General features: G+C 38.5%; 24 protein-coding genes. 18 read left to right on the top strand and 6 right to left on the bottom strand.

The window, feature by feature from the left end; translation table 11 throughout:
* Positions 1 to 9: 9 nt before the first annotated feature.
* The 11 genes from bamA (at position 10) to H9I37_RS05405 (ending at position 13,699) form a co-directional block, all read left to right on the top strand.
* Positions 10 to 2,400, top strand: a complete 2,391-nt coding sequence (gene bamA / locus H9I37_RS05355; protein ID WP_187381431.1) for an outer membrane protein assembly factor BamA — start codon at positions 10 to 12, stop codon at positions 2,398 to 2,400.
* A gap of 16 nt (positions 2,401 to 2,416) precedes the next feature.
* Positions 2,417 to 2,938 carry an OmpH/Skp family outer membrane protein gene (locus tag H9I37_RS05360; protein WP_187381432.1) on the top strand — a complete coding sequence of 174 codons (522 nt, stop codon included), beginning with the start codon at positions 2,417 to 2,419 and terminating at the stop codon, positions 2,936 to 2,938.
* Positions 2,939 to 2,972: 34 nt separating this feature from the next.
* Positions 2,973 to 5,597: a DNA mismatch repair protein MutS gene (gene mutS, locus H9I37_RS05365; RefSeq protein ID WP_255422499.1), complete on the top strand. Its 2,625-nt coding sequence runs from the start codon at positions 2,973 to 2,975 to the stop codon at positions 5,595 to 5,597.
* Positions 5,598 to 5,741: 144 nt separating this feature from the next.
* Positions 5,742 to 6,434 carry a ComF family protein gene (locus H9I37_RS05370; protein WP_222864181.1) on the top strand — a complete coding sequence of 231 codons (693 nt, stop codon included), beginning with the start codon at positions 5,742 to 5,744 and terminating at the stop codon, positions 6,432 to 6,434.
* Between the two features lie 131 nt (positions 6,435 to 6,565).
* Entirely contained in the window at positions 6,566 to 7,051 is a 486-nt protein-coding gene (locus tag H9I37_RS05375) for a chemotaxis protein CheW (protein WP_187381434.1), read from the top strand.
* A gap of 3 nt (positions 7,052 to 7,054) precedes the next feature.
* Positions 7,055 to 8,122, top strand: coding sequence for a DegT/DnrJ/EryC1/StrS family aminotransferase (locus H9I37_RS05380; protein WP_187381435.1), 1,068 nt, complete (start codon positions 7,055 to 7,057; stop codon positions 8,120 to 8,122).
* Between the two features lie 12 nt (positions 8,123 to 8,134).
* On the top strand, positions 8,135 to 8,977 hold the full coding sequence (locus H9I37_RS05385; RefSeq protein WP_187381436.1) for an NAD(+)/NADH kinase: 843 nt from the start codon (positions 8,135 to 8,137) through the stop codon (positions 8,975 to 8,977).
* Positions 8,970 to 10,709, top strand: a complete 1,740-nt coding sequence (recN, locus tag H9I37_RS05390) for a DNA repair protein RecN (protein WP_187381437.1) — start codon at positions 8,970 to 8,972, stop codon at positions 10,707 to 10,709. The genes H9I37_RS05385 and recN overlap by 8 nt, the downstream gene beginning before the upstream one ends.
* Entirely contained in the window at positions 10,709 to 11,512 is an 804-nt protein-coding gene (locus tag H9I37_RS05395; protein ID WP_187381438.1) for a hypothetical protein, read from the top strand. Before recN ends, H9I37_RS05395 begins: the two co-directional genes overlap by 1 nt.
* A gap of 20 nt (positions 11,513 to 11,532) precedes the next feature.
* Positions 11,533 to 12,753 carry an HD domain-containing protein gene (locus H9I37_RS05400; RefSeq protein WP_187381439.1) on the top strand — a complete coding sequence of 407 codons (1,221 nt, stop codon included), beginning with the start codon at positions 11,533 to 11,535 and terminating at the stop codon, positions 12,751 to 12,753.
* Positions 12,754 to 12,784: 31 nt separating this feature from the next.
* On the top strand, positions 12,785 to 13,699 hold the full coding sequence (locus H9I37_RS05405) for a M23 family metallopeptidase (protein ID WP_187381440.1): 915 nt from the start codon (positions 12,785 to 12,787) through the stop codon (positions 13,697 to 13,699).
* Here H9I37_RS05405 and H9I37_RS05410 read toward each other — a convergent pair.
* The 5 genes from H9I37_RS05410 to H9I37_RS05430 form a co-directional block, all read right to left on the bottom strand.
* Entirely contained in the window at positions 13,668 to 14,219 is a 552-nt protein-coding gene (locus H9I37_RS05410; RefSeq protein ID WP_255422500.1) for a 3'-5' exonuclease, read from the bottom strand. The two genes, H9I37_RS05405 and H9I37_RS05410, sit on opposite strands and share 32 nt — an antisense overlap.
* A 13-nt stretch (positions 14,220 to 14,232) precedes the next feature.
* Positions 14,233 to 15,978 carry a phospho-sugar mutase gene (locus H9I37_RS05415; RefSeq protein ID WP_187381442.1) on the bottom strand — a complete coding sequence of 582 codons (1,746 nt, stop codon included), beginning with the start codon at positions 15,976 to 15,978 and terminating at the stop codon, positions 14,233 to 14,235.
* An 18-nt stretch (positions 15,979 to 15,996) separates the two neighbouring features.
* Positions 15,997 to 17,763: a phosphoglucomutase gene (locus tag H9I37_RS05420; RefSeq protein ID WP_255422501.1), complete on the bottom strand. Its 1,767-nt coding sequence runs from the start codon at positions 17,761 to 17,763 to the stop codon at positions 15,997 to 15,999.
* An 82-nt stretch (positions 17,764 to 17,845) separates the two neighbouring features.
* A complete protein-coding gene (locus H9I37_RS05425) occupies positions 17,846 to 18,718 on the bottom strand; it encodes a peptidoglycan DD-metalloendopeptidase family protein (protein ID WP_187381443.1) in 873 nt (290 codons plus the stop codon).
* A gap of 32 nt (positions 18,719 to 18,750) precedes the next feature.
* Positions 18,751 to 19,815: a WD40 repeat domain-containing protein gene (locus H9I37_RS05430; RefSeq protein ID WP_187381444.1), complete on the bottom strand. Its 1,065-nt coding sequence runs from the start codon at positions 19,813 to 19,815 to the stop codon at positions 18,751 to 18,753.
* 172 nt (positions 19,816 to 19,987) lie between these two features.
* Here H9I37_RS05430 and H9I37_RS05435 point away from each other — a divergent pair, with 172 nt between their 5' ends.
* Positions 19,988 to 20,635 carry a PTS sugar transporter subunit IIA gene (locus H9I37_RS05435; protein ID WP_187381445.1) on the top strand — a complete coding sequence of 216 codons (648 nt, stop codon included), beginning with the start codon at positions 19,988 to 19,990 and terminating at the stop codon, positions 20,633 to 20,635.
* On the opposite strand, the gene H9I37_RS05440 is transcribed toward H9I37_RS05435, so the two are convergent.
* Positions 20,632 to 21,810 carry a hypothetical protein gene (locus H9I37_RS05440; RefSeq protein ID WP_187381446.1) on the bottom strand — a complete coding sequence of 393 codons (1,179 nt, stop codon included), beginning with the start codon at positions 21,808 to 21,810 and terminating at the stop codon, positions 20,632 to 20,634. The two genes, H9I37_RS05435 and H9I37_RS05440, sit on opposite strands and share 4 nt — an antisense overlap.
* A 34-nt stretch (positions 21,811 to 21,844) precedes the next feature.
* Between H9I37_RS05440 and H9I37_RS05445 the strand changes: the two genes are divergently transcribed.
* The 6 genes from H9I37_RS05445 (at position 21,845) to H9I37_RS05470 (ending at position 26,447) form a co-directional block, all read left to right on the top strand.
* Positions 21,845 to 22,552, top strand: coding sequence for an RluA family pseudouridine synthase (locus H9I37_RS05445; protein ID WP_255422502.1), 708 nt, complete (start codon positions 21,845 to 21,847; stop codon positions 22,550 to 22,552).
* A 115-nt stretch (positions 22,553 to 22,667) separates the two neighbouring features.
* Positions 22,668 to 23,810, top strand: coding sequence for a dTDP-glucose 4,6-dehydratase (rfbB, locus tag H9I37_RS05450; protein WP_187381448.1), 1,143 nt, complete (start codon positions 22,668 to 22,670; stop codon positions 23,808 to 23,810).
* A gap of 56 nt (positions 23,811 to 23,866) precedes the next feature.
* The gene (gene rfbA, locus H9I37_RS05455; protein ID WP_187381449.1) at positions 23,867 to 24,739 is read left to right on the top strand and encodes a glucose-1-phosphate thymidylyltransferase RfbA; all 873 of its coding nucleotides are present in this window, start codon (positions 23,867 to 23,869) and stop codon (positions 24,737 to 24,739) included.
* A gap of 110 nt (positions 24,740 to 24,849) precedes the next feature.
* A complete protein-coding gene (gene rfbC / locus H9I37_RS05460) occupies positions 24,850 to 25,446 on the top strand; it encodes a dTDP-4-dehydrorhamnose 3,5-epimerase (protein ID WP_187381450.1) in 597 nt (198 codons plus the stop codon).
* A 1-nt stretch (position 25,447) separates the two neighbouring features.
* Positions 25,448 to 25,822 carry a bactofilin family protein gene (locus H9I37_RS05465; RefSeq protein WP_187381451.1) on the top strand — a complete coding sequence of 125 codons (375 nt, stop codon included), beginning with the start codon at positions 25,448 to 25,450 and terminating at the stop codon, positions 25,820 to 25,822.
* Positions 25,812 to 26,447 (top strand): tetratricopeptide repeat protein, encoded by a 636-nt coding sequence (locus H9I37_RS05470; protein WP_187381452.1) that lies wholly within the window; start codon positions 25,812 to 25,814, stop codon positions 26,445 to 26,447. Before H9I37_RS05465 ends, H9I37_RS05470 begins: the two co-directional genes overlap by 11 nt.
* Positions 26,448 to 26,459 lie beyond the last annotated feature (12 nt).

Consider the following 26,459-nt stretch of genomic DNA (forward strand, 5'->3'; position numbering starts at 1 on the left):
TTAAAAAAAATGCATCGAAGATTTTCTGTAATATTTGTCATTCTTGTTTCATTGTTTTCAGTCTCTGCCGAAGAAGACGTCTGGTATTGGAACAGACCGATATCAAAGATTGAATTCAACGGGCTTAAAAATGTAAAAAAATCAGACTTAACAGGTATAACAAGTTCTTTTATTGACGAACCTTTTACAGAAGATTTATATAACGACATCCTTGATAAGTTATATAGCCTTGACTATTTTGAAGATATAGTCCCTTATGCAAAGCACAACAATATCGCTAAAAACGATGTTCTCCTTGTTTTTGAAGTTACAGAGAGACCTGTGATAAAATCAATCGAATTCCGCGGAAACAAAAAAATCAGAAACGGAGAACTTAGAGAGCAGATTAAAGCTAAGACAAACGATATATTCATTGAATCTAAAATCCTTCTTGATGAACGCATAATCCGCAACTACTACCTTTCAAAAGGTTATACAAATTCTACAGTAAGTCACGAGGTTGAATCTAACGACGAAGGAATTACAGTGATTTTCAATATCAACGAAGGTAACAGCACTGTAATTAAAAGTATTGATTTTACAGGAAATTCGATTGTCTCTGCTAAAGCATTAAAAGGCAAACTTGAACTGAAAGAAATCGGATTGTTCCGCGATGGAGCATATCAGCCTTCAACTCTTGAAAAAGATAAATTGGTAATTCTCAATTATTATCGTGAACGCGGTTACGCAGATGCCGGCATCCTCGATGTAAAAATCGAATCTCAGGAAAATCCTGAAAAACAGAGAGATGAGCTTTCAATTACTTTTGTAATTCAAGAAGGCCCTCAATACAAGTATGCTGGGATAAAAATTACAGGAAATAAAGTTTTTACAGATGAAGAACTTCTCAATGGTCAGAAACTAAAAGAAGGCGCTATCTTTAATGAGACAAAGTTTCGTGAAGACATTTCTGCAATCACGAGTGTTTATTCTCAAAATGGTTATATGATGAATGAGTACAAGCCTGTCCCTGTAAAAGATACGGACCGTCATGAAATTTCTTATACGCTCTCAATAACGGAACGCTCTAGAAGCCATATTGAAAATATCATCATCAAAGACAACAACAAGACAAAAGAATACGTAATAAGGCGTGAAATTCCTATTACGCCGGGAGATGTTTTTTCTCAAAGCAAAATTATAAACGGACTTAGAAACTTGATGAACCTCCGTTATTTTTCAAATATAGTACCTGATGTTATTCAAGGTTCTGAAGAAAACCTTGTAAACCTTATATTTTCGGTAGAAGAACAGAACACAAACATGCTTGTATTCGGGTTTGCTTTTTCAGGAACTACCGACCCCGGCACAATTCCTATTTCACTTCAATTGAAATATGAAAACTCAAATCTTCTTGGAGAAGGAAGATCTTTTTCTGTATCTACAAATATTTCAAATACGACGCAGACTGCAGAGCTGAATTACGGACAAAACTGGATTGGCGATATGCCGATTGCATTAAGCTCTTCACTTTCTCTGTCGCATTCAACAACTACAGGGCTTACAAATTATTGGACTCCATCTTTGTCTCTAGTCCAAAATAAATACTATATGACTTACCAAAACTGGAATTTGCAGCTAGGCACTGGAGTTTCAAGGCGATGGACACCAGATTACGCAATTCTTACAGTTGCTTCAGGCATTTCAAACTCTTTGACAAACAACATCTATGATCAAGCGCTTAATGTCCCTGTCGATTCGGGTATTTCTATGTATGCTAACAGATGGGGAGTTTCAAACTCTATCTATGCAAGTTTTTCAGTTGATAACCGCGATTATAACTATTATCCATCTAGAGGATGGTTTGGAAGCGAACGTTTGACATGGTACGGGCTTCTTCCTGCCGTTGAAAAAGAATTCTTTCTTAAAAGCGACACAAAGCTTGAAGGCTATCTAACTCTTTTGAACATTCCGTTTACGGAAAAGTGGGGACTTAAACTCATACTTGCAGATATAGCCCAGTTTACAGGATTATTCCCCACAGCGTCAGGTATCAGCAGTTCGAATAAACTCTATGTAGACGGCATGTTCAACGGTCGCGGTTGGACAGACATCGCAAAATCTACAAGAGGGCAAGCTTTGCTTTCAAACAAACTTGAGCTTAGAATGCCTGTAGTTCCGGGAATCATCGGTGTTGACGGATTTTTTGATATGATTGCTGTAAAACCGACAGTTTCTGAAATGTCAAAACTCGGTCTCCCTGATTTTTACTTCAGTTTCGGACCTGGAATCAGATTCCTTTTGCCGCAGCTTCCGCTCAATCTTTTGTTTTCTTGGAAATTCAGATATGATAACGGTGCGTTTAAGTTTGAAGACGATCCGTTCCAGTTTGTGCTTTCTTTCAATATTGTAAATTATTAGTTTGTAAGAGGATTATATGAGAAAATTAAAATGTTTTATCTGTGTAATTTCATTTGTCTTTATCGCTATCCCTGCATTTTCTCAGCAGGTTACAAAATTCGGTGTAGTTGATACTGCAAAAGTTTACGAAACATATTTTAGAAAATCTACTCCTGTCAGAAATTATGAAAATAAAAAAGCTGAATTTCAGGCTGAAATCGATAAGCAGTACGAGCAGATTAAAAAGCTTGAACAAAAAAAAGTTGAGCAGGAAGGAAACGGAAACAGCGCAGCAGCATTGAAAACAGAAGCTGAAATTACAAAGAAAAAAGATTATCTAAAAGAATATACAAATGCTAAAAATGTTGAGCTTGAATCAATCCAAAAAACGTTGCAGAGTTCAGATGAATTTTACAAAAAATTATACAGCACGCTCGCTAAAATCGCTGAAAGCGGCAGTTACAGCATGATTTTGAGCCTCCAGGAATCAAATGCAATTCTGTGGTACAGTTCATCAGTAGACATCACAAATCAAGTTATAAATGAGCTGGGATTATAAGTTTTAGTCTATAAGTTTTGACGGCAGATATTTAATGGCAGACAACGAAAATTTAACCCCGATGATGATTCAATATCAAGGGATTAAAGAAAAATATAAAAATGATGTTGTATTCTTTAGGCTAGGCGATTTTTATGAAATGTTTAATCAAGATGCGGTAGAAGTATCGCGTCTTTTGAATTTAACATTGACACACAGAGCTTCACAACCTATGTGCGGAATTCCTTATCATGCGGCGAAGATCTACATAGCAAGGCTTTTGCGTTTTGGGAAAAAAATTGTAATATGCGAACAAGTCGGTGAAATTCCAAAAGCCGGGAAAGGGATTGCAGAGCGCAAAGTTGTAGAGATAATAACGCCGGGCACAGCTGTTGAATCTGAATACCTCGACGGTTACAAAGCAAATTATCTCGCTTCTTTGTCAATCACAAAAGGAAGAGCAGGGTTTGCTTATATCGATGTGACGACATCTTCTTTTAGTGCGACTTCGTGGTCGGCTGCAAAAATGACTGAAAATTTTGCAAAAGAGTTGAACAGAGCATCTCCTCGTGAACTTTTGCTTCCTATATCGTTAAAGACAAATAAAGATATCCGCACAGTTTTAGATTCTTACGGAAACATTTCAGTTTCGTATTATCCTGATTGGGATTTTTCGTCCGAGTTATCATTTAAAAAGCTTACAAATCAGTTTAAAACTGCAAATCTGAAGGCATTTTCGCTTGAAAAAGACAGCCCTGAAGTTGTGCCGGCAGGGTTTTTGCTCGACTATCTTGAAAAGACGACTAATTCAGATATTCCTCATGTCAGCTCTATTTCTGTTTACAGCGACAGTGATTTTTTGATGCTCGATGATTCATCACGGCGCAACCTCGAAATCACTGAAAATATGCGTGATGGCAGTTCTCAATTTTCGCTCCTCGAATGCGTAGACTTTACGAAGACTGCAATTGGCGGAAGACTTTTGCGAAATTGGCTTTTGTTTCCTCTTACAAATATCAAACAGATTGAACGTCGGCAGGAACGAATCACAAGTTTTTACAAAGACAGAAATCTCCTTGCAAAAGTAAAAAACGATTTAAGTTCAATTCTCGATGTTGAACGGCTTGCCGGCAGAATCGCTATGGATAAAGCACATGCAAAAGATTTACAAGCTCTTCGCACAAGCTTGGAATCGTGGTGCAAGATAAAAGGATATATTGAGGCTTTCGATTTTTCTTTTATATCATCGGAAAACTCTGAAAAAATATGTTGTTTGATTTCAAATTCAATTCTTGACGAACCTGCGACTTCTTTGACTGAAGGCGGAATTATAAAAAAAGGCTGGTCTAAAGAATTAGATCACTGGCGTTCAATTCATGACAATTTTAATCAAGTTCTTTCAGAATATGAAGCAGAAGAAAAACAAAAAACAGGAATTTCTAACCTGCGCATAAAATATACAAACGCTTTCGGATATTTTATTGAGATAAGCAAAGGAAAGCTTTCTTACGTTCCGCCTCATTTTATCATGAGACGTGCGCTTGTAAACTGCGACAGATATACTACGGAAAAGCTTCAGCAGCTGGAAATGGATTTGAATGAATCTTCTACAAAGGTTTTGGAGCTTGAACGCGATTTATTTATAGAGGTAAGAAGCTCTCTCCATCAATATATTCCGTATCTTTTACAGATTGCAGAGGAAATAGCTGATACTGATGTTTCAGCCTCTTTTGCTCATGCTGCAATCGAGCACAACTGGGTATGCCCCGACATCGACGATTCTTGTATTTTTGAGATAACTGATGGGCGACATCCTGTCGTAGAAAATCATATCCCAACTGGAGAATTTGTTCCAAACAATTCATTTTTGTCTGCCGGCAGCGACGATATTCCATCTTTTGCTCTTATCACAGGCCCCAACATGGCTGGAAAAAGTACATATTTACGTCAAAATGCTCTGATATCACTTCTTGCGCAAACCGGCTCTTATGTTCCGGCGAGCAAAGCAAAAATCGGTATCGTCGATAAGATATTTTGTCGAGTTGGAGCTTCCGATAACCTTGCAAAAGGCGAATCAACTTTTTTAGTTGAGATGACGGAGACTGCTAACATTTTGCATGCTGCGACAGAGCGTTCTCTTGTAATCATGGATGAAGTCGGCAGGGGAACTTCTACAGAGGATGGGCTTGCAATTGCCCGCGCTGTTTCTGAATATCTTGTAGATATAATCAAATGCAGAACTTTTTTTGCGACTCACTATCATGAACTCTCTAGGATGGAAAACCCCCATCTTGTGATGCTATGCATGGATGTTCGCGAAGATAACGGTTCCGTTGTTTTCCTACGTAAAGTGAAAGAAGGAGTCACTGCAAATTCGTATGGAATTCATGTAGCGCGCCTTGCAGGAATTCCTCAAAACGTTATTGACCGTGCAAAAGTTATACTAGCGCGTATTCAGTCGCTTGCCCAAGATAATCCTATTCTCATGGAAGATATTCCGCTTTCTGAACAAAACAATACTTTAAAAAATAATGATGAAAACAATTACAAAACACCAGGTCTTTTCAGCGATGAAGAGATAATAATCTCCGAGATTCTTTCACTCGATGTTGACAATGTGACACCATTAAATGCACTTCAGATAATCTCAAGATGGCAAAAGACACTTAACAATCAATAAATATTCTTTTCACAAAAGACTTATTTCATAAAAAAATAAAATAATTTTTAATTCAACTTCATAAAATCGAATATCGGTGACCATTATATATGTGTGAAACATTTACTTTTTGAGTGCAAACAATTTTGTGTTCAGGCGGTTAGGTTGTTCTTTTCGTTTATCAGTGGCGGAAAAGAATGTGTTGTTTGTGGGAAAAAATCTTTTAGAACGTTGCTTTTGTGTCAGGAATGCGCTAAACGTTATTTTTCTGTTAACGATGTGTTTGAATTTGAACGATGTGCTGTCTGCGGCAGGGAATTGATTTCGACAAAAGGTACTTGCATGAACTGCCGTGATGAGCCTGTTCTGAAGCATGCGGACAAAGTCGTACCTCTTTTTTCTTATAGGTTGTGGAATAAAGAATTATTGTATAGATGGAAGTTAAATGGTGAGAGATGTATGTCTTCATTTTTTGCACGACTTGTAAGCGATGTTTTGAAGGTTATGGAAATTGACTCAGTTGTTCCGGTTCCGCCGCGTAAAGGTAAAATAAAAAAAAATGGCTGGGATCAGGTTGATGACTTGTGTGAATTTTTGAGATTGCGGTATGGCTTTAATGTTTATGAACTTTTGGAACGCAATTCTGTCGTGCAACAAAAACAATTGAATAGAGTTGAACGGCTGGAAACGATCAAAAGTGCATATTCATTAAAGCCTTTTTTTGGAAAAGTACCGGAAAAGGTATGCCTTATAGACGATGTTTGTACGACAGGCTCTACAATCGAGTGTTGTGCTGCAATCTTAAAATCAGCAGGAGTTAGAATAGTCAACGTCGTCACTCTTTTCGTTGTGGACTGAATCAGCTGTTGAAAAAACTATCTGAAACCAAAAGGAGGCAATAAAAATACAATTAACTTTGGATTGCAAAACACTTAAAATCAGAGTATTATAATGAAATAGTAATTTCTAATTTTAGGCGGTATTATTTTATGGGAGTAAAAATATCAAATGATTCTCAGTTTCAATTGGTAACATTCCATCTTGGAGAAGAATTATACGGTGTAAACATCATGGATGTAAAAGAAATCGTTCGACTTCAAAATGTACGTGTCATTCCAAATGCGCCATATTATGTAGAGGGAATCATCAATCTTCGAGGGGAGATTATCCCGATTATTGATTTACATAAACGTTTTAAAATTCAAACTTATGAAAAACCTGAAGATATCGAGATGGAAGGCGGTTTTATAATCCTGAATATTGACGGTGGAAAAATCGGCATTATCATAGATAAAGTTGAACGTGTTGTTTCTGTCAAAATGGAAGATATCAAAGAACCGCCTCAGATGCTCAGCGGTATCGGGACAGAATACATTGAAGGTGTTATCCGTGAAGAAGTTGGTTATTTAATCATGCTAAATACTCGTAAATTGTTCAATGCTAAAGAATTGCAGAAGATTATCGAAAAACAGTAATAAATGATACAGACATACAGTACAACTATTCGTAGAAAAGAGATGGATGCCGTGCTGACTTGCATGGTTGATGAAAAAATCGGGCCGGGTGAGCTCAATGCCAGACTAATCCAGACGATTAAAGAATTTATAAAGATCGATGGGGCTGTCGCTTTAAGAAGCCCGGCAATTGCTCTAAAATACGCACTCGTTTCTCTTGACCTAGAACCGGCATCAAAAATTATGATTTCAGCCCTTGCGCCTGCGTGGCAGTATCAGACTGTCGTTTCACTCGGCTATCAACCGCTTGTCCTCGATGTTGAAGAAGCTTCCGGGCTTGTCAACGCTAAAATTGTTGAAGAAGGAATAAAAGACGGCGGAAAACTTCTTATACTTTATGAAGGAGAAGGAATCGTTCCTGATATGGACTCTATCTTTGCTCTTGGAGTTCCGATTATTGAGGATATCTCTCAGAGTGCAGGTTCATATTATTCAAGTAAAACTGACGAAAATCATGATTCCGCGGAGTTTGATGTAAATAAAAAAGCTTGCGGAACGTTCGGCGTTTACACAATTCTTGGAATGGAAGAGAGGGATGTCATAACAGCCGGCGGTGGAGCCGTCTTAATGGCAGCGGGACGACGCGAATGGATTGTCCTAAAAAAATGGGTTGATCAAGCTCCTTTGACAGACCTTCTGCCTGATATAAACTGCGCTCTCGCATGGGTTCAGGTAAAAGAGTTTTCACGCAATGAAAAAACTCGCAAAGAAATATATTCTATGTTCTTTCAGGCATGTATGATTGGACACCATAAAACTTACGCAAGGGAGATGGAAGACGGTTCTACAATGTGCAGTTTCCCATTGATTCTTTCGAGTTCTTTCAAAGATGTCAAACAATATGCGGCAAAAAAAGATGTCGAAATTCAACTTGCATACGAAAACTCGGTGATAGCTTTAAGAGAGGAATTGTCTGAAAAATGCATTCATGCAAAATCGTTGTACCTTCGCTGTGTTCATATTCCGCTTTATCCTCGTCTTATGCATTCTGAAATTGCAAAGATTGTAAAAGTTTTGAATTCGCTGCCATAGCAAAAGGATAGAATGAAAAAAGCGCTGATCATTATAAACATTAGTAAAGATACATCTATGAGTCTTGCAAAACAGATAGGTGATTTTCTTAAAGCAAAAAAAATACACTTCGATTTTCTCAGTTTTGATGGGTTTAGTGATAATCCGAAATTCTCCTGCTATGATTTTGTCATCACGCTTGGCGGGGACGGAACAGTTTTGTTTGCCGCACGAAATTCTGTAGAAGCCGATATTCCTGTTTTTCCTGTAAATCTCGGCGAGTTTGGGTTTATCGCATCTATTCAGCCGGAAGAATGGAAAACAGAACTTGAAAACTATTTGGACGGGCGATGCGAAATTGAAGAACGCCTGATGATAAAAGTTTGCGTTCAACGAGACGGAAAGACAGTCTATTCTTCGTTCGGACTGAACGATGTCGTGATTTCAGCAAAAGGTGCTGCGACGACAGTTTCTCTCGCTGTAAAATACAACAACAATCCTTTGTGCAGATTGAAAGCCGACGGTGCTATTGTCTCAACTCCGACTGGTTCTACCGCTTATTCGGCATCTGCAGGCGGCCCTATCGTCGGTCCCAATATCGACGTTCTTGTTTTGACTCCGCTCAATGCGTTTTCACTTTCAAGCCGCCCTATCATTTTAAATCCTGACGGAAAACTCGATATATCAGTTGAGAAGTGCCGCACAAAAGAGCTTATCGTAACAATAGACGGACAGGAACCTTTTTTGATGCAGTTAGGCGACACAGTTTCTGTCTCAAAGTACGAAAAAAGCATAAAGCTTATTTCCTGCACGACTGAAAAGTTTTACAATGCGCTTAGGTCAAAATTGAATTGGTCGGGGGTGCCTCATGCTTGAAGATTTAACGATAAAAGATTTTGCGCTCATAGAATCTGACCATCTTGAATTTGAAAATGGGTTTACAGTCCTTTCCGGCGAAACAGGAGCGGGAAAATCGATTTTGATAGGCGCACTCTCTTTTTTGCTCGGCGGTAAAGCTGATGTCAGTCAGATCCGTGCAACGAGGAATGAAGCTAGTGTAAGCGGAACTTTTGTGATTTCCAATGAAAAAATACGCAACTCTATTGGTGAAGATGATGAGCCTATAAATGCATCTGAGTGGCTGGCGATGCACGGAATTGAAAAGGAAAATGACAGGGTTTTGCTTCGTCGTTTTATCCGTGATACAGGAAAATCAGGTGCGTGGATAAATGACACTCCCGTCACGCGTGCAGAACTCGCACAATTTTCTTCATTTCTTGTAGATATACATGGACAGCATGAACATCAGTCTCTGATGAAAATTTCAGAACATCGAAAATTTCTTGATGCCAACGCAGGAATCACAACTGAAGTAGAAGAGTTTACAAAAAAATATGCAGAACTCGTGCAGCTTCGCAAAGAACTTGATTTATATAATTCTTCTGACAGTGAACGTTTGCGAAAGCTTGATATGATGAACTTTGCAGTTAAAGAAATTTCGGAAGCAAAACTAAAAAAAGACGAAGATGTTGAACTTGAGGCAGAGCAGAGCAGGCTTATGTCTTTCGAAAAAATCTTTTCTGATGTAGATTCAATCGACAATGCTATGAGCAACTCTGAAAGTTCGATTATATCTGTTCTAAAGCAGATTCGCAGAGACGCTTCTAATGCCGCCGAACTCGATAAAGCCCTTGAGCCGCTGAATTCCAGACTCGAATCGGCATTTTACGAACTTTCTGATATCGCCGACGAATTTTCATCATACAAAAATAAACTTGTCTACGACCCTTCCAGGCTTCAAACTGTGGAAGACAGGCTCTCTTTGATTTACAATCTCAAAAAAAAATATGCGTCATCTGTCAACGCCTCTCTCGGCGAAGTTTTTTCGTACTTTGAACAGGCACAAAAATTTATCGAAAGCAATGCGGACGGTAATAATAAAAAAGAAAAACTTGCAGAATTGATAAAAATTCTTGAAAAAGAAGTCCTTTTGCGTGCGGAAGATTTGTCTAAAAAGCGGATTTTATCTGCGAAAAAACTTGATGTTGCAGTAGATTCAATTCTCGCAAATCTTGGGATGCTTGGAACAAAGTTTACAGTCAGCATTAAGCAAAAAGAAGGGAACGATACTGTTCAGCGCTGTGGACCGTACGGAAAAGATGATATCGAGTTTTTAATCAGTGCAAATCCCGGAAATCCTCCGATGCCGCTTGCAAAAATTGCCTCCGGTGGTGAACTTTCGCGGGTTATGCTTGCGCTTAAAACTATTTTTGCAAAAGCTGACACTGTTGAAACTCTTGTGTTTGATGAAATTGACACCGGTATTGGTGGAGAAGTCGCTGTTGCAGTCGGGGCACATATAAAGAATTTATCAAAAAATCGTCAAATTTTTTGTATTACACATCTTGCAAGCATCGCTGTTTATGCCGATAATCAGATTAAGATAGAGAAAAGCGTTTCAGGAGAGCTTACTTCATCTAATGTTTATTTTGTAAAAGGCAACGACAGAGTTAAAGAAATTGCACGAATGCTTTCCGGCGATGCTGATACTGCTCAATCTATGGAACATGCAAAATCTCTACTTGAAAAATACAGCGGAGGTATCTGATGGCTAAAATTTCTGAAGAAACGAGGCTTCATTTTAGCGAAGCAATTCAGCCTTACAAGGCAAAGATTACAGCACTTCTCGGAAAAGAAAAAACTATGCTAAATGGTATGCATGCCGGTGATATCGATTTTGAAAATAAAAAAATCATCTTGTGCGAAGATATGATTTATATAGCTTCACTCTATATCGCTCAAAACAGTCTTTCACTGAAATTGATGGAAGTAAAGAACAACGATGCCTTAAACGATGCCCGAAAGATTCTCTACAAGGCAATCATCTACCTTGAAGAAGTTGTCACCGATGGAATTGATGTCCCTTACTCTGAGCTTTCTGACAAGCTGGAAAAGATTAGCAGCGTTTCAATTGCCAACCGCTATATGATAATCCGAAAACTTGGGCTTGCAATCACTATTTTGAAAGATGCTTTCGGTGATAACAGTAAATGGAAATGGTCGTTTGTCGAACTTGAAGGCCGTTTTTCAACAATTGCAAAAAATCTGATAGACATGAGAAGTTCCGTAAAAGATTATTTTGACCCTCATTCAGAAGATTATGAAACTACAGTACTTTATATCAGGCTGATTACAAAGCTTCTGACAAATTCTGCAACTGCATATCGCGATAAATATGAACTTTCTACCCGCCGAATTGATGATATGCGAAATGCCATAAAGTATCTTTTAGCTTTGAGAAAATTGAACGTTGCAATCGGAAACTCTGAACAGGCTGAAGAAATCAAGAAAAAAGCGATCGTATGGAAAGATAAGATGGATTCTGACCATAAATCAGGTTTGAGTAACTAAATCATTTTGGATTTAAAAAAATGGAAAAAGCTCTCGCTTTAAAAATATTTGAAAGTTTTTCAATTCAACGCTGGAACGACCTTGTCCGTCCGTTTGACCTAGTTGAGACAGACAAAGCTGCTGAAAAAATGATTTTGGCGTATATAATTGGAAAATATGCAGAGAACAGCGGAAAAAAAATCGACTGGATATGGATGATGTACGCTTCTTTGTTTGATCTATTCCGTAAAATTTCTTTGTGCGATATAAAAGCTCCTGTTCAGCAACTTCTCAAAAAGGAATTCAAAGAAGAATACACAAGGCTCAATGAATGGGTTTTAAAAGGCTATAATCCGATTATAAAAGATGAAGAATTGTTTTCGCAGTTTACTATTTACACAGGGATGAAAGCCGGCTCGATTCCGTATCCTGAAGAATTGAGAGATACAATCCGCATCTATCATGCGGCACATAAGTACTCTACAATGCGCGAACTTGAAATGCTTGCTGTTGTAAATGAGAAGGAGCGCCTTTTAAATATCAGAATAGAACTCGAAACTGAAATACAGCCTTATCTCGACCTCGAAGGCCTTCAAAAACTTATAACCCATCAAAAAATTTATGATTTTCTTTTAAAAATTGAACAACTCCGTTTTCAAACTAGATGGAATCAGACTCCACGCGTCCCAGCAACTTCAGTTTTGGGACATTGTTTTTACGTCGCGATAATGACGATGCTGATGGCTCGTGAATCGAATCCGAATATGTGCCGTCAGAGAATGATAAACAATTATTTTAGTGCACTTTTTCACGATCTGCCTGAATCTGTAACGCGAGATATAATTTCGCCTGTCAAACAGGCAACTGACGATCTCCCTGGCATCGTAAAAAAAATTGAAGACGAGATTGTAAACAAAGAACTTGTGCCTTTGATGGAACCTTTCTTTGTTGAAGAAGTTTTATATTACACAAACGATGAATTTGCAGATAGAATCATCGATAAAAATGGCAATGTAAAACTCGTTTCGTGGGAAGAGCTGAATACAAAATATAATTCAGATGAATATCAGCCTGTAGACGGGCGGCTTGTTCGCATCTGTGACCATTTTTCAGCGCTCATGGAAGCAGACACTTCTATAAAACATGGAATTACCTCGACTCATCTTACGACAGGGCGAGATGGAATCTTAAAGCATTATAAAACCGGAGAAATAGTCAGCGGCATAAATGTCAGTGAATTTTTCCATAAAGTAATTAATTAACAACGACAAGTTTTTTGCCGATAATAAATATATGAAAACTTCAAACTTTAAACGGATTTGCTCAATATCAATTTTTTCATTTTTTACTTTATTTGCATTTGCAGAAATTACATATAAAGTTGGAAAAGGAGATACACTTTATTCTATCAGCCGAAAGTATCAGATTACAGTTGCGGAACTCAGGGCTGCTAACAACCTTTCAGAAAGCGATATCCTTAAGGCAGGACAAAAGCTGATAATCCCGGACGCAGATATTGGAAACGCTGTGGCGCTTTCTTCTTCAACGAAAAATGATTCAAGCAACGCAACAGCAGAGGTAAAGACACAGTCGTACATCGTAAAGAAAGGCGATACACTTTACAGAATCGCTAAAGATAACAACCTTACAGTTGCAAAACTTCTTGCGATAAACAACTTAGACAACAATGAAGTTATAAAAGTGGGGCAAAAATTAAAAGTTCCACAAAAAAATCAATCGGGAAGCGTTGGTGACAATCCTTCAGCATCAAAAAAATCCGGAGAAACTGTGATTAAAATTGCGGAAAATGCTCCTGATACGAGGACTTACGGCTCAACTTTAAGTGCAGATTCTTCAACAAAGTGGCCTGTCTCTTCTCCAAAAATAACACAGATTAAAGGGAAAATTTCAGGAGTTTCTCTTTCGGCTGGGGCAGATGAAAAAGTAACTTGTATTCATGAAGGAACTGTGATGTATGTTGGAACATACAGAGGGTTCGGGCAGGTTGTTTTTGTTCAATCTAAAACAGGCTTGATTTACGCATACACAGGGCTAGGTTCTGTAAAAGTCCGCAAAGGCGAATACACTGTTTCAGGTTCGGAACTCGGAACAGCAGGCATCGATTCTATTAGCGGCAATTCTCAGATTCAGTTTATGGTTTTTCAAAATGGTCAGCCTATAGACCCTGGAAAGGCACCGCGTAATTAAGACAGAATTCAAATAATTTTTTGCAAGTGTTTGCATCATCTTGGGCTCTGTGTGAAGAGCCTTTATCTATTTTTAGATAATCTGCAAGATAATCGAGTTTGTGGCTTTGAAGCGCCGGAAATTTCTGGCGTGATAATTGAAGCGTATCTATAAATCTGTTTTTTGATAAAGGTAGATTGCAGCGTCCACACTCAGAGTTTAAAAAGTTTAAATCAAATTGGGCGTTGTGTGCGATTATCACAGAATCGCTTAAAAAATCGATAAAATCAGGTAGATGGCATGATATGCGGTCTTCTACATCTACCATTGCCTGCGTTATGTGCGTCAGCTGTGTTATAAAAGGCGGAATTTGCTGTTCCGGATAAAACAATCTGTTCCAAGTTTGAATAATTCCGTCCTTGTTGAACTTGACGGCACCGATTTCGATTATTCTGCATGAGGAAGGAGTGATTCCTGTTGTTTCAGTGTCGAATGCAGTGAAAGATACGCCGTCTTCGTAAAGACGGCGTATTCGTTTCATGTCCGTAATCTTTTTATTTTGATGCTGCATCTATAAATTTTTTAATATCAGCTGCGATTCCGTCACAAAGTTTTGCAGCTTTTGCCTTAGCGTCTGCAAACCATTTGTCCGAACCGTCTCCGGCAGGAACCATGGAGTTGATGTAGAACTTAATCTTCGGCTCTGTTCCTGATGGACGCGCACTTACGATTGTACCGCTTTCCAGGTAGAACTGTAGCACGTTTGATTTTGGAAGTTCAGGGTCGTTCATTACATCGCGAACTTTGAGAACTTTTTCACCGCCGAGAACTTTTGGCGGATCTTTTCGCAATGAAGCCATCATTCCATTCATCGTCTCAACGCCTTGCATTCCGGGGAAGTATTGTGAAATTGAGCGGTCTTCAAAGTAACCGAATTCTTTGTACATTTCATCGAGGTGCTCGAGAAGGCTCTTACCTTGCGAACGCCAGTAAAGAATCATCTCCGCACACATTGCGGCTGCCGAAACTCCATCTTTATCCATAACTTCTTTTTCAATCTTGTAACCGTAGCTTTCTTCAAAACCGAACACGTAGTTGTGTGAATTTTTCTTTTCAAAGTCGTCTTCAATCGCTGCAATCCATTTAAATCCGGTAAGACATTCCATCATTTTTACACCGTATTTTTTGCAGATGTAGTCACCAAACGGAGATGTTACGATAGAGCGGATACATGCGGGATTTTGAGGCATTTTGTTTAATTCTTTTCGAGAGAGGAATACATACTCCATCAGCAAGGCACCCATTTGATTTCCTGAAAGCAAAATCCAGTTCCCGTCTTTGTCAGGGAAAGCAGTTCCGAAGCGGTCAGCATCAGGGTCTGTAGCCATTAAGCCGTCAGCCTTTTCTTTTTTTGCCAGTTCAACAGCGAGTTTAAGCGCTGGTTTTTCTTCAGGATTCGGTTTTTCTACAGTAGGGAAGTTTCCATCAGGTTCAAACTGCTCTTTTACGTTTATGATATTTAAGCCGAGGTCACCTAAAACTTTGTTTACGTGCATTCCTCCTGTTCCGTGAAGCGGTGTGTAAACTATGCGGACGTCTTTTGCTTTTTCTTTTATTAAATCAGGACGGAAAAGCTGCGATTTACACATATCCCAGAATTTTGTATCAATCTCTTTGTCTATTAAAACGAGTTTTCCTGTCGAAATCGCTTCAACGCGAGTCATCGTTTTTACTTCTGTGACTTTGTTTACTTCTTCGATAATTCCAATATCATGCGGCTCTATAACCTGAGCTCCGTTGTCCCAATATGCCTTGTAACCGTTATAAATCCTCGGGTTGTGCGACGCTGTGACTACGACTCCTGTCTGTGCTTTTAGCTGTTTAATTGCAAATGAGAGTTCCGGTGTAGGGCGGAGTCCTGAAAAAAGATACGCTTTGATACCGTTTGCAGCAAAAATCAACGCTGTGGCTTCGGCAAATACATCTGAATTCAATCGGCTGTCATATGCGACAACGGCGCTCAAAGTTCCATTTTTAGCTTTGTCAGGGAATGTTTTGATAACGTAATTTGCCAATCCCTGTGTAGCGAGATTTATTTCAAGAGTGTTCATACGGTTTGTGCCGCCACCCATAATCCCTCTCAGTCCGCCCGTCCCGAATTCAAGTGTCCGATAGAAACGGTCTTCTAGTTCCTTATAATCTTCTTTTGCGATGAGTTCTTCAACTTCTTTGCTGAACCTTTCGTCTTTTTCTGCGGCAATGTATTCTTTTGCCCTCTTTAAGATTTCATTTTTATCCATACTTGTATTCTCCTTATATCAGGCCTTATCTGCTTTGCCTAACATTTTAGTTTCCCAATTTAATAAATCTTTTTCCATTTCCGGTCTGTTGCCGCAAACATCGCACATGATTCTAAAAACAGGTTCGGTGCCGCTTCCTCTCATCCAGATAAATGCAGTTGGCTTTTCGTTTTTGTCTTTAAATAAAATTTTAAGACCGCCTTTGCCTGAAAGCGAAAAGTCTTTTACGTTGTGCGTTTCTTTTGTTCCGTTTGTGATGACAGCTTCCCAGCTGCATATACCGTATTTCTTTTTTAATTCGGAAGATTTTGCTTTATATTCTTTTTCAAAAACGTTTTGAAAGCTCTTTTTAAGTTCCGCATGATCTGTGTTCTTTACATGAAGAAGTGCACGAGGTTCTGAAACTCCTGTCGTCGTGTATTTCGGCAGTGACTCTAAGACGTCTGTCAGCGTGAAGTTCGGATTATATTTGATTCCTGTTTTTTTGCACCACATTTCAAACAGTCCGTTTTCCCTCATTATCAAGAGTTTTAATATTGCAAAAACAGTGTTCAATGGGTCTCTGACTGATGATGGATAAGTTATCGTTCCGCCGTTTGAACCTTCTCCCAAGATTCGAATCGTATAACCTTCCGAACGTTTTTCGCGGGCAAGATTTACTACATTTGCTTCACCGACTTCTGCACGGAAAACTTTTGCACCGAGTTTTTCTGCAATTTCCTCGATTCTCATCGAAGTCGGGCAGTTCACCGCAACTGCTGGTTTAAAACCGTCTTCTGTGCCGTGCTGCCAGATTGAATATGTGAGTTCCGCAAGAACCGAAAGGCTGAAAACTTCCTGCGCTTTTAGAATCACAGCTTTTTTGTTCTTTTCGTCCCAAAAGACGATATTTCCGCGGTCTCCGTCGCAGTCAGGCATGTAGCCAAGCACAACTTCTTTGTGTCCATCAGAATGAAGTCTTTCCATCTCTTTCGCGAGTTCTACAAGGTTTTCCGCTTCAGGGATAATCTCGTGCACGATCTGCGCATCGTTCATAGAATAAAAGTTTATTCTGTGTTCCCTAAAATATTCGCGGTCAATGCTGCGTGAACGTGAACTTCCATTAAAATCTGCGACAACGCCGATTGGGTTTTCAGCAGTCAGCGTGTTAAACATTCCAAAAAAATCATCTTGGTATTCTTTGTTGTCAGTTCCTGTTATTGTTTCATTTATAAAGTTTTTGTAAGCATAAAGTGAATTGTGTTTTGAACTTTCAGAAACATCGTAAACTTTTTTGAGCTCAGATGCATAGCATGAATAAGCGACTTTCACAGCCTCTTCAACAGCTTTGTCATCGCTGAGGCGTGAAATAAAATCTTTTACAAGTTTTGCATTTTCGCTTCCGCACAAAACTCCGCCATCGTTTGTCCCGAATTTTATTCCATTATGCCCGATAGGGTTATGGCTTGCCGAAACGTAAATAAAACCGTCCAGTTTTTTTGCATAAGCCATGATTTCCGGTGCAGCAGTGACTGCTGAATATTGAATGATTGCGCCTTTTTTTACAAGAGCGTGAATCATCGCGTCTGCAATTGCAGGACCGGTAGGACGTGAGTCGATTCCAAGTGCAATTACAGGAGCTTCCTGGCCGCTGACTTCTTTTATATAATCAAAAAAAACGTTTGCAGCGATAACAGAAATCGCTTTATTTTCTTCACTTATCTGTGGATTTTTGTCCTGTTCATTCCCAGAGACTGCAAATATTTTTCGCCAGCCTGAGGCGGAAAGAATCATGTTATGTTCCAAAATTTACAAAACCTCCCAATGAATGTAAAAAATATATGAATATTTTAACATAAATCAGCATATTACTCAAAAAAAATATAATTTATTTTATTATTATATTGTAATTTAGCTGTTGTACATTTCCAAAAAAGTCTGTTATAGAAAGACCAAGATTTACACGTCCCGGCGTAAACATCGCTTCTCCGAGCAGTTGAAGTTGCCCATCAGGAAACACATCAGCACTTGTATATTTTTTCTTTCCGTTTACGCACAGCTTGTTGTCTCTTTGCGTGATAGTATCGTAAGAAATCTGATCTACAAGTACGCCGTTTATTGAAACAGCTGTCTTATACGGAACTGCAATTTCATTTCTTTTAAAATAGACTCTATACAAACCGGACTTATATGTTTTGTAAATATTTGCGTCGTAAATATCTTTGTCTTTACTTTCAATCATTATACCTGCAAATCTTAGAGGTAATTCGGATTCTGTACGCGGCATCAGAATCTTCGGATTGATAGCCGATTTATTATTTGTGTCGATGATTTGAAATTCTAAGTTTCCTTTTTCAACTTGATATCCTGAAATGCCGACTTGCCCGATTATTTCTCCAGCATCTACAGTTTTACTATTTCTATAGTTGAGAGTTAAAGTCTCCTGGTCGATATTCCCATAGACAGAAAGCATGTTGTCTTCGTGTGAAATAATTACAGCCGTTCCCAAAGTTGATGGGAAAAAGTCCATCTCATCTTTGTCTTCTGTGAGAATGGCGAGAATAAATCCTTTTTCGGCAGCTTTTATCTCTGTTGGCTCTGTAAAAATCAACGAAGTGCTCAATATGCTGTCTCTGTTTTGTCCAAAATATGATTTAAATGAATTTGCTGTGATTTCACTTTGCGGCCAGTCAAAAGAATAAACTGATTGTGCAAATAAAAAAAGCAGCGCTGTAAATACAAAATTTTTCAGATTTTTCATTTTAATTTTCTCCATGACTACTTTTTTTTATATTATTCTTTTGAAACTTTTATGCGAGAAATTGAATTGTCTCTTCCGACGTAAAGATTGTTGTCGTATGTATTGATAAATGCAGATTCTGCTGTAAAAGAAAACGAACCCTCAAGAGTATTTGTAGAGTCGACCAGAGAAACTGTGTATTTTTTCTTTTCTTTACTCAAAAGAAAAATCATATCGTCAGTCTCTTTTACCGAAATGATTTTATCTTTTATGCCTATAAATTTTGATTTTTTATCTTCAATATCATAGATGTCGAGCCCTTGCGGAAAGTTGTATAAAATGCGCCTAGAGTCTTTGCAAAATCTCACAATAGTCCTGTACGGCAAATCGTTTTCAAAAAATTTATGATATATTATTTTCTGTTGATTTCCTTCGCGGCGTGAAAGAACAAAACGCTGCTTTTTGTGACCGGAAATCGATGCGACGTATTTTCCATCAGGTGAAATATCGAGACCGAGAATTACAGGATAGTCGCTTCCTCCCGGAGCAAAGTTTACTTCTGTCTGACCGTCTGCGTTGTTTAGCACTTTTATTGTGCCGTCGGCAAAGCCTGCTGCTGTATGATTATCGTTTGCAGCAAAAGCCGTGATTGGAATAGTCCCTTCATACGTCCACTGAATATCGCCTGTCTGTGTACATTTTGAAAAACTGCATCCGCCGGGGAGAAACACATATATAATCTGCTCTGCAAAATATGGAAACCCTTCTGCTTTAATATACCCGGCAATCTCGCCGTTGTTGTTAAAAAATTCAGTGTTTTTGGCCCCTGAATTGTATATTGCAAAATAGTAATCGGAGATATCTGCTTTTGCCGGAAATGATTTTAGCAATGTTATTTCTCCATCTTCTGAGAAGTAACCGACTGACTGCCCGAGATGAAATGCAAGCTTTTTTTTGTCTTTTTCAACTGTCTGTGTGATTGGAGCCGAAATATTTATTTTCCAGATTGGAGTAAATTGAAATTCTTCTGTGAGAGGTTTTGCTGCTAAAGCAATGTAGACGATTGTTATAAGCACAGCGAAAAGTAAAAAGAATGGAATGCCTTTTTTGTTTTTCATATCGTTTAATATATATTAAAAATATGTAAAATTCAATTCAAGAAGAAATCGCTGTGTGCCGCATAAATATAATAATATGTTGAATCTTGACAAAATACCGTAAAGTATGCAAAATATTCTAAGAATTTCAAGCTGATAACAGTGATTATCAAGTGTTTAGAGAGGTAAAAAGATGGAAGATAATATCCTTACCATAGAAGAAGTCGCAAAATATCTTCGTGTTTCTGACAGAACGGTATATGATTGGGCTCAAAAAGGTGAGATTCCGGCAGGCAAAATCGGAACTGTATGGCGTTTTAAAAAGTCGGAAATCGAAAACTGGGTAAATGTAAGGCTTTCATCGGATTCTGCAAAACAATCTGATATGCAGATTCAGGTAAGAAATATCCTCTCTCCAAACCGCGTTGTTTTTATCAATCAGTCATCAAAACACGATGCTCTCGTAGAGCTTGCCGATGTATTGGCGACAGCTCCTCAAATTAAAAACGCTCAAGAACTAACAGACGAAATCTTAAAGCGCGAAGAGCTTATGTCCACAGCAATCGGAAGAGGAATTGCAATCCCACACGTAAGGCTCTCTTCTGTCACCGATCTTGTGATGGCTGTTGGGGTTTGTAAGAAGCCCATATCGGACTTTGCAGCAATCGATGACCAGCCTGTAAGTCTTCTGTTCATGATAGCAGCTGCATATAATCAGCATTCATATTATTTAAAGACGATTTCACATTTCAGTTCAAAACTTAAGCAAAACGATTTTCGTGACTCTCTGAACAATGCAGGTACTGAGAAAGATATCTTTGATTTACTTTTGCGCGCTTAGTCAGAAAAAGCTACGGGAATCCATTTAGTTCTGTCGGCGTGATTTTTGGCAATCATTCCCCAAGTGACTTTTGCCGTAGTTTCTCCAAACAAATATTTTGTTCCGTCTTCGGTAATGTAACTTTGTCCAGGTGCGTTTATTTTTGCTGCCGGCATTGCGTGAGAATATTCAGGTGAAAATAAAAACAGAGTTTCAACTCCAATTGAATTGAGAAGAGAGCATACGAGCATGCTTCGGCTGTCACAATCGTTGCCGGTTCCTGTCAGTACAGCCGGAAGACTTGTGAAGTCAGATTCTCTTTTCGATTCCGCCCGCCTGTATTCAAAATTCTGTACCCAAGACAAAAGCATTTGCGCGTATTCAATGTCTGGATTTGAATGATTTTTGTTTTTGCATTCTTTGTAAAGTGTATTGTAGATATCTTTATTTACGTTTTGAAGCCTGCCATAATTGTCGCGGTAAATCGTTTTGTAGTAGCGAATCCAAGCATCTTTGATAAGTTTGTGATTTGCATAAAATGTTAAAACCGAATATTCAATGTCAATTACAAATTTAGAAGCCTCTTCATCTGATTCATTTATCGATGTTTTGATTTTTTTACCTCCTATGTTCAGCAAAATTTCTTTTTGAGAAAGATTAGGAAATGCATAAGAAACGATTATGCCGGGTGTGTTGTATTTTTTTTCATCGATGCAAAGAGAATTCAAAATTGACATCATAAAATGTTCACATGTTTTTCCTTTATCTGATGGAGAATAGCAAAGTAAGACTAGATAACTTCCTGCAATTTGTGTAGGGGCAGAAACACCCCAGCCGCTGTAAATTTTATCGAGGTTGACTGAAAAAGTTCCGATTGCACATTCAGTATCATTCCATAAAAAGTTGTCTATGTTATTTTGGGCTTTTAATTTTGAAAAGCTTTGTTCGAGCGCCATTTTAGAATCTTGATAAGAATTGTCAGTTGTAATTTTCATCACAAACGTGACAGGAATATCAGGGTGCTCAAAAAAATATGAAAGTCCATCATCAGTGTTGTCAGTTACGTTGAATCCTTCCGGAATGTCGAGTGAAAATTTAAAATCATTATCTACAATCTTTTCTGCAAATATAGATGCGAAACTCGAAAATAAGATGATTAAAAGTAATGTGATTTTTAATTTTGATATTCTTGTCATTTTTGAACACCTCTATTAATATAATCGGATGAATATGGTGCCAATTATATATGAGAATGATGAAATATACATTATAAATAAACAGTCCGGTCTTGCCGTACAGGGAGGAAGCGGAGTCTCTCATTCGCTAGACTCTGATTTTTCCATGCAGACCGGTCAAAAAGTTTTTCTTGTTCATAGGCTTGATAAAGACACATGCGGATTGATGATTGTAGCAAAAACTCCGAAAGCGGCATGTAAATGGACAAAACTGATAAGTTCAAAGCTGGCTCAAAAGGAATACATCGCTGTTTGCGCAGGCTCTCTTAAAAAGAAAAGTGGAGTCATCAAAGAAGATGTCGTTCAACACGGCGAAGCAAAATCCGCTATCACAAATTACAACGTAGAAAAGGAATGGGAAGTTTCATTTTCTTCTAAAAATGAGAACTCAAAAAACGAAAACGAAGAATATGATTTTGAACACATGCAGACAATAAAAATGTCTTTGGTCAAGCTTAAGCTTGAGACGGGACGCATGCATCAAATTCGCATCCATTTGGCAAAACAAGGCTGCCCTGTCGCAGGTGATGATCAACACGGTAATTTTAAAATAAACAAACTTCTCAAAAAACACTTTAAGATAAAGCATATGCTGCTTGCGTCTGTAAAACTTTCAGTTCCGTTTGAAGGAAAAGTGAACGTTTTTGAGATAGAATTGCCTGATGAGTTTAAGAAATTAGAAAATAGAGAACCTTATCTATGACAGTCTTTGCGCTATGACAGTCTTTTTGCGGCTTTATCTAAGCTTGTTTATAATGAATAGCGATACAGGTATCGGGCAGTAGTTATTTATTGCATATTATGATACAATGCCTATCATGAATAGAAAATTACATAACATTTTGGTGACAGGAGGAGCCGGATTTATCGGCTCTAATTTTATTCGTTATTTGTTTGGACTTTCTTCGGCAGAGAAAAATCTTTTTAACGATGCGGACTTTGGCGGAAAAGTTGTAAACGTAGATTGCTTGACTTATGCAGGAAACCTCGAAAGCCTTTCTGATGTTGATGCAAAATTTGGAAGCGGTGCTGAAAAAGTCAACAAGCGGTATTTTTTTGAAAAAGTTGATATATGTGACCGCAAAAATATTGAGCGGATTTTTAAGCAGTATGACATCGATACTGTAATTCACTTTGCTGCTGAAAGCCACGTTGACCGCTCTATCTTAGGTCCTGAAGCGTTTATGAAAACAAATGTTATGGGAACTTTTACGCTTCTTGATGTCGCACGCAATTACTGGAAAAAAGATGACGGCACAATCCGCGACGATGTTCTTTTTCATCATATTTCAACTGATGAAGTTTATGGTTCTCTTGGCGAGACAGGATATTTTAGAGAAGACACACCTTATGACCCGCGCAGTCCATATTCTTCTTCAAAGGCAAGCTCCGACCATATCGCAATGGCATATTTTCACACATACGGGCTACCTGTGACGTTGTCTAACTGTACAAACAACTACGGACCATACCAATTCCCCGAAAAACTCCTTCCGCTGATGATTTCAAATATCCGTGACGGAAAAAATCTCCCTGTTTACGGAAAAGGCGACAATATACGTGATTGGATTTATGTGGAAGACCACAACCGTGCAGTCTGGCTGATTGTGAAAAATGGCATAGCCGGCGAAAAATATAACATCGGCGGTGAAAACGAATGGCAAAATATAAAACTTTTGCATAAAGTGATAGAGCTGACAGCTGCACAAATAGGAAAGCCAGTTTCAGATGTAGAAAAGACAATCACTTACGTAAAAGACAGACCCGGCCACGATAAACGATATGCTATAGACTGTACAAAAATCAAGACAAAACTCGGCTGGGAAAGAAAGATGACTTTTGAAGAAGGGTTGAAGGAAACTGTAAAGTGGTATTTGAAAAACAGCGACTGGATAAATCACATTTTGTCAGGTGACTACAAAAACTGGATCAGCAAGAATTACACTGAATTTGGAAGGTAGCGTGTTCAAATTTGTAAATAAAACTCGACAGTAAGCGAAAAAAAGGGGCGAACGCAATGAAAGGAATTATTTTAGCCGGCGGAAGCGGAACTCGTTTGTATCCGATAACAAAAGCTGTATCAAAACAGATTTTACCGTTGTATGATAAACCTATGATTTATTATCCATTGTCTTGTCTCATGCTCGCAGAAATTCGTGAAGTCTTGATTATTTCAACTCCGCGCGATATCTCTTGCTTTAAGGAATTATTCGGAGACGGCTCTTGGTTTGGGATGAAATTTGAATACGCAATTCAGGACAAACCGCGCGGTCTTGCAGATGCATTCATAATCGGTAAAAAATTTATCGGAAACGACAGCGTTGCTCTTGTGCTCGGAGACAATATTTTTTATGGGCAGAGCTTTACTCAAACTTTAAAACGTGCTCGCAAAAAAGTTGAAAGCGGAGACGGCAGCGTGATATTCGGTTATCTTGTAAAAGATCCTACATCATACGGAGTTGTCGAATTTGATAAATCAGGAAAAGTTTTAGGAATTGAAGAAAAACCCGCAAATCCGAAATCAAATTATGCTGTTCCGGGACTTTATTTTTACAGCAACGAAGTTGTGAATATTGCTGCAAATGTAAAGCCAAGTGCCCGTGGAGAAATCGAAATAACTTCAATCAACAATGAATATTTGAACCGCGGAGAACTTTCCGTAGAGCTTTTGGGACGAGGAATGGCATGGCTCGATACGGGAACTTATGACGGGCTTTTGGAAGCGAGCAATTTTATCGCTACAATCCAAAAACGACAGGGGATGTATATTTCTTGCATAGAAGAAATTTCGTTCAGAAACGGCTGGATTACAAAACAGCAGCTTCTCGATATGGCAAAAGGCTATAAAACCGATTACGGCAGATACTTGGAATATATTGCAAACAGTTGATGTCGTTCACTGCAAAACGGAGATGCTATTGTGTAAGTAAATGCGGCGGATCCAAAGAAATGCATGTACGTAAACTGTAAATTGTAAATTGTAAAAATGAAGGAATTTATATGAGTTTTGAATTTAGACAGTGTGAAAAAGAAGGCGTAAAGTTTGATGGACTTTATGAAATACAGCCGAAACTGTTTGGTGATTCACGAGGATATTTTGCAGAAACTTACAGCGAGCGAGATTTTTTTGAAGCTGGACTCAAGATGAAATTTGTGCAGGACAATCAGTCAAAATCAAGCAAAGGAGTTCTTCGCGGTCTTCATTTTCAGACAAATCATCCGCAGGGAAAACTCGTCCGCGATCTTCAGGGAAAAGTTTACGATGTCGCTGTCGACATCCGCAACGGTTCAGACACTTTTGGAAAATATTACGGTGTAATTCTCGACAGTGAAAAACAGAACATGTTTTACATTCCTGAAGGTTTCGCTCACGGTTTTTATGTTTTGTCGGATGAAGCAATTTTCACATATAAATGCACTGATTTTTATGACCCGAGCGGAGAAGGCGGTCTCATGTGGAACGATCCTCTAATCAATGTAAATTGGACTGAAATCGCCCCTGATGTAAATCCTCTCCTGTCGGAAAAAGATGGAAAACATCCTGCATTCGACCCTGATAAAAAATATTTTGATATAAAAGGTAAATGGCAAAAATAATATGTTTGACGTAAAAGATACTGATTTTTTTGATTTAGACGACTCAGCTTTTGATACAATTGTTGAAGATGACATCTCTTTTACAGGTGAAATCAAAATTAAAAAGACATTTATGATTCGCGGCAAAGTAAATGGCAAAATCTCTTCAACAAGTGATATTGTGATTGATTCAAATGCAGTCGTAAATGCCGATATTGAGGCAGAGCGTGTCCTGATTCGCGGAAAAGTAAAAGGAAATGTAATTGGAAACAAATTGATCTTCATCACTTCATCAGGTGCTGTGGACGGCGATATTACGACAGGAAAAGTAGTGCTTGAACCGGGCTGCGTATTTTCCGGCAAATGCACAATGGTAAAAAATGAAAATGAAAAATAAATCTATACTAATTATCTCTTTATGTTTGCTATTTTCTTCACAATTGGTTGCACAGGTATCTAATGCAAAACAAGATGCGCTTGTCCTTTATCACAACGGAAAATATCGAGAATCTATTCAAGTTTGTGAAGAGGAACTGAAGTTAAATCCAAACCGCATTGAGTCGTATGTTGTCATGTGCTGGGCGTTGATCAAAAACAAACAGTATGCCGAAGCCGAAGAACGTGCATCTGAGGGGCTTGCAGTCAGTCCTTATGATTTACGTCTGATTGAAGCGCTCGGTGAAGCTAAATACTATCTTGGAAAAAACACAGGTGCGATGGAACAGTTTCAAAGATATGTCGCAGGTGCTTCTGAAAGCGGTTCTCGAGTTGGCGTTGCATATTATTATATGGGAGAGATTTTTATTCGCCAGGCTCGTTACCAGCATGCAGATATAGCGCTTTCATCGGCTGTAAAAAAAGAACCTCTGCTCGATACTTGGTGGGTTCGACTTGGCTACGCTCGTGAAATGGCAAAAAATTATCGCAAAGCACTTGAAGCGTATGAAGAAGCTCTCAGACTGAATTCCTCTTCGTCAGATGCTTCTCGCGGTTATGAGCGAGTCAACGCAAAATTGCAGTAAAATTACCGGAAG

The organism is Treponema sp. Marseille-Q3903, assembly GCF_014334335.1.
In the GTDB taxonomy this organism is placed as follows: Bacteria; Spirochaetota; Spirochaetia; order Treponematales; family Treponemataceae; genus Treponema_D.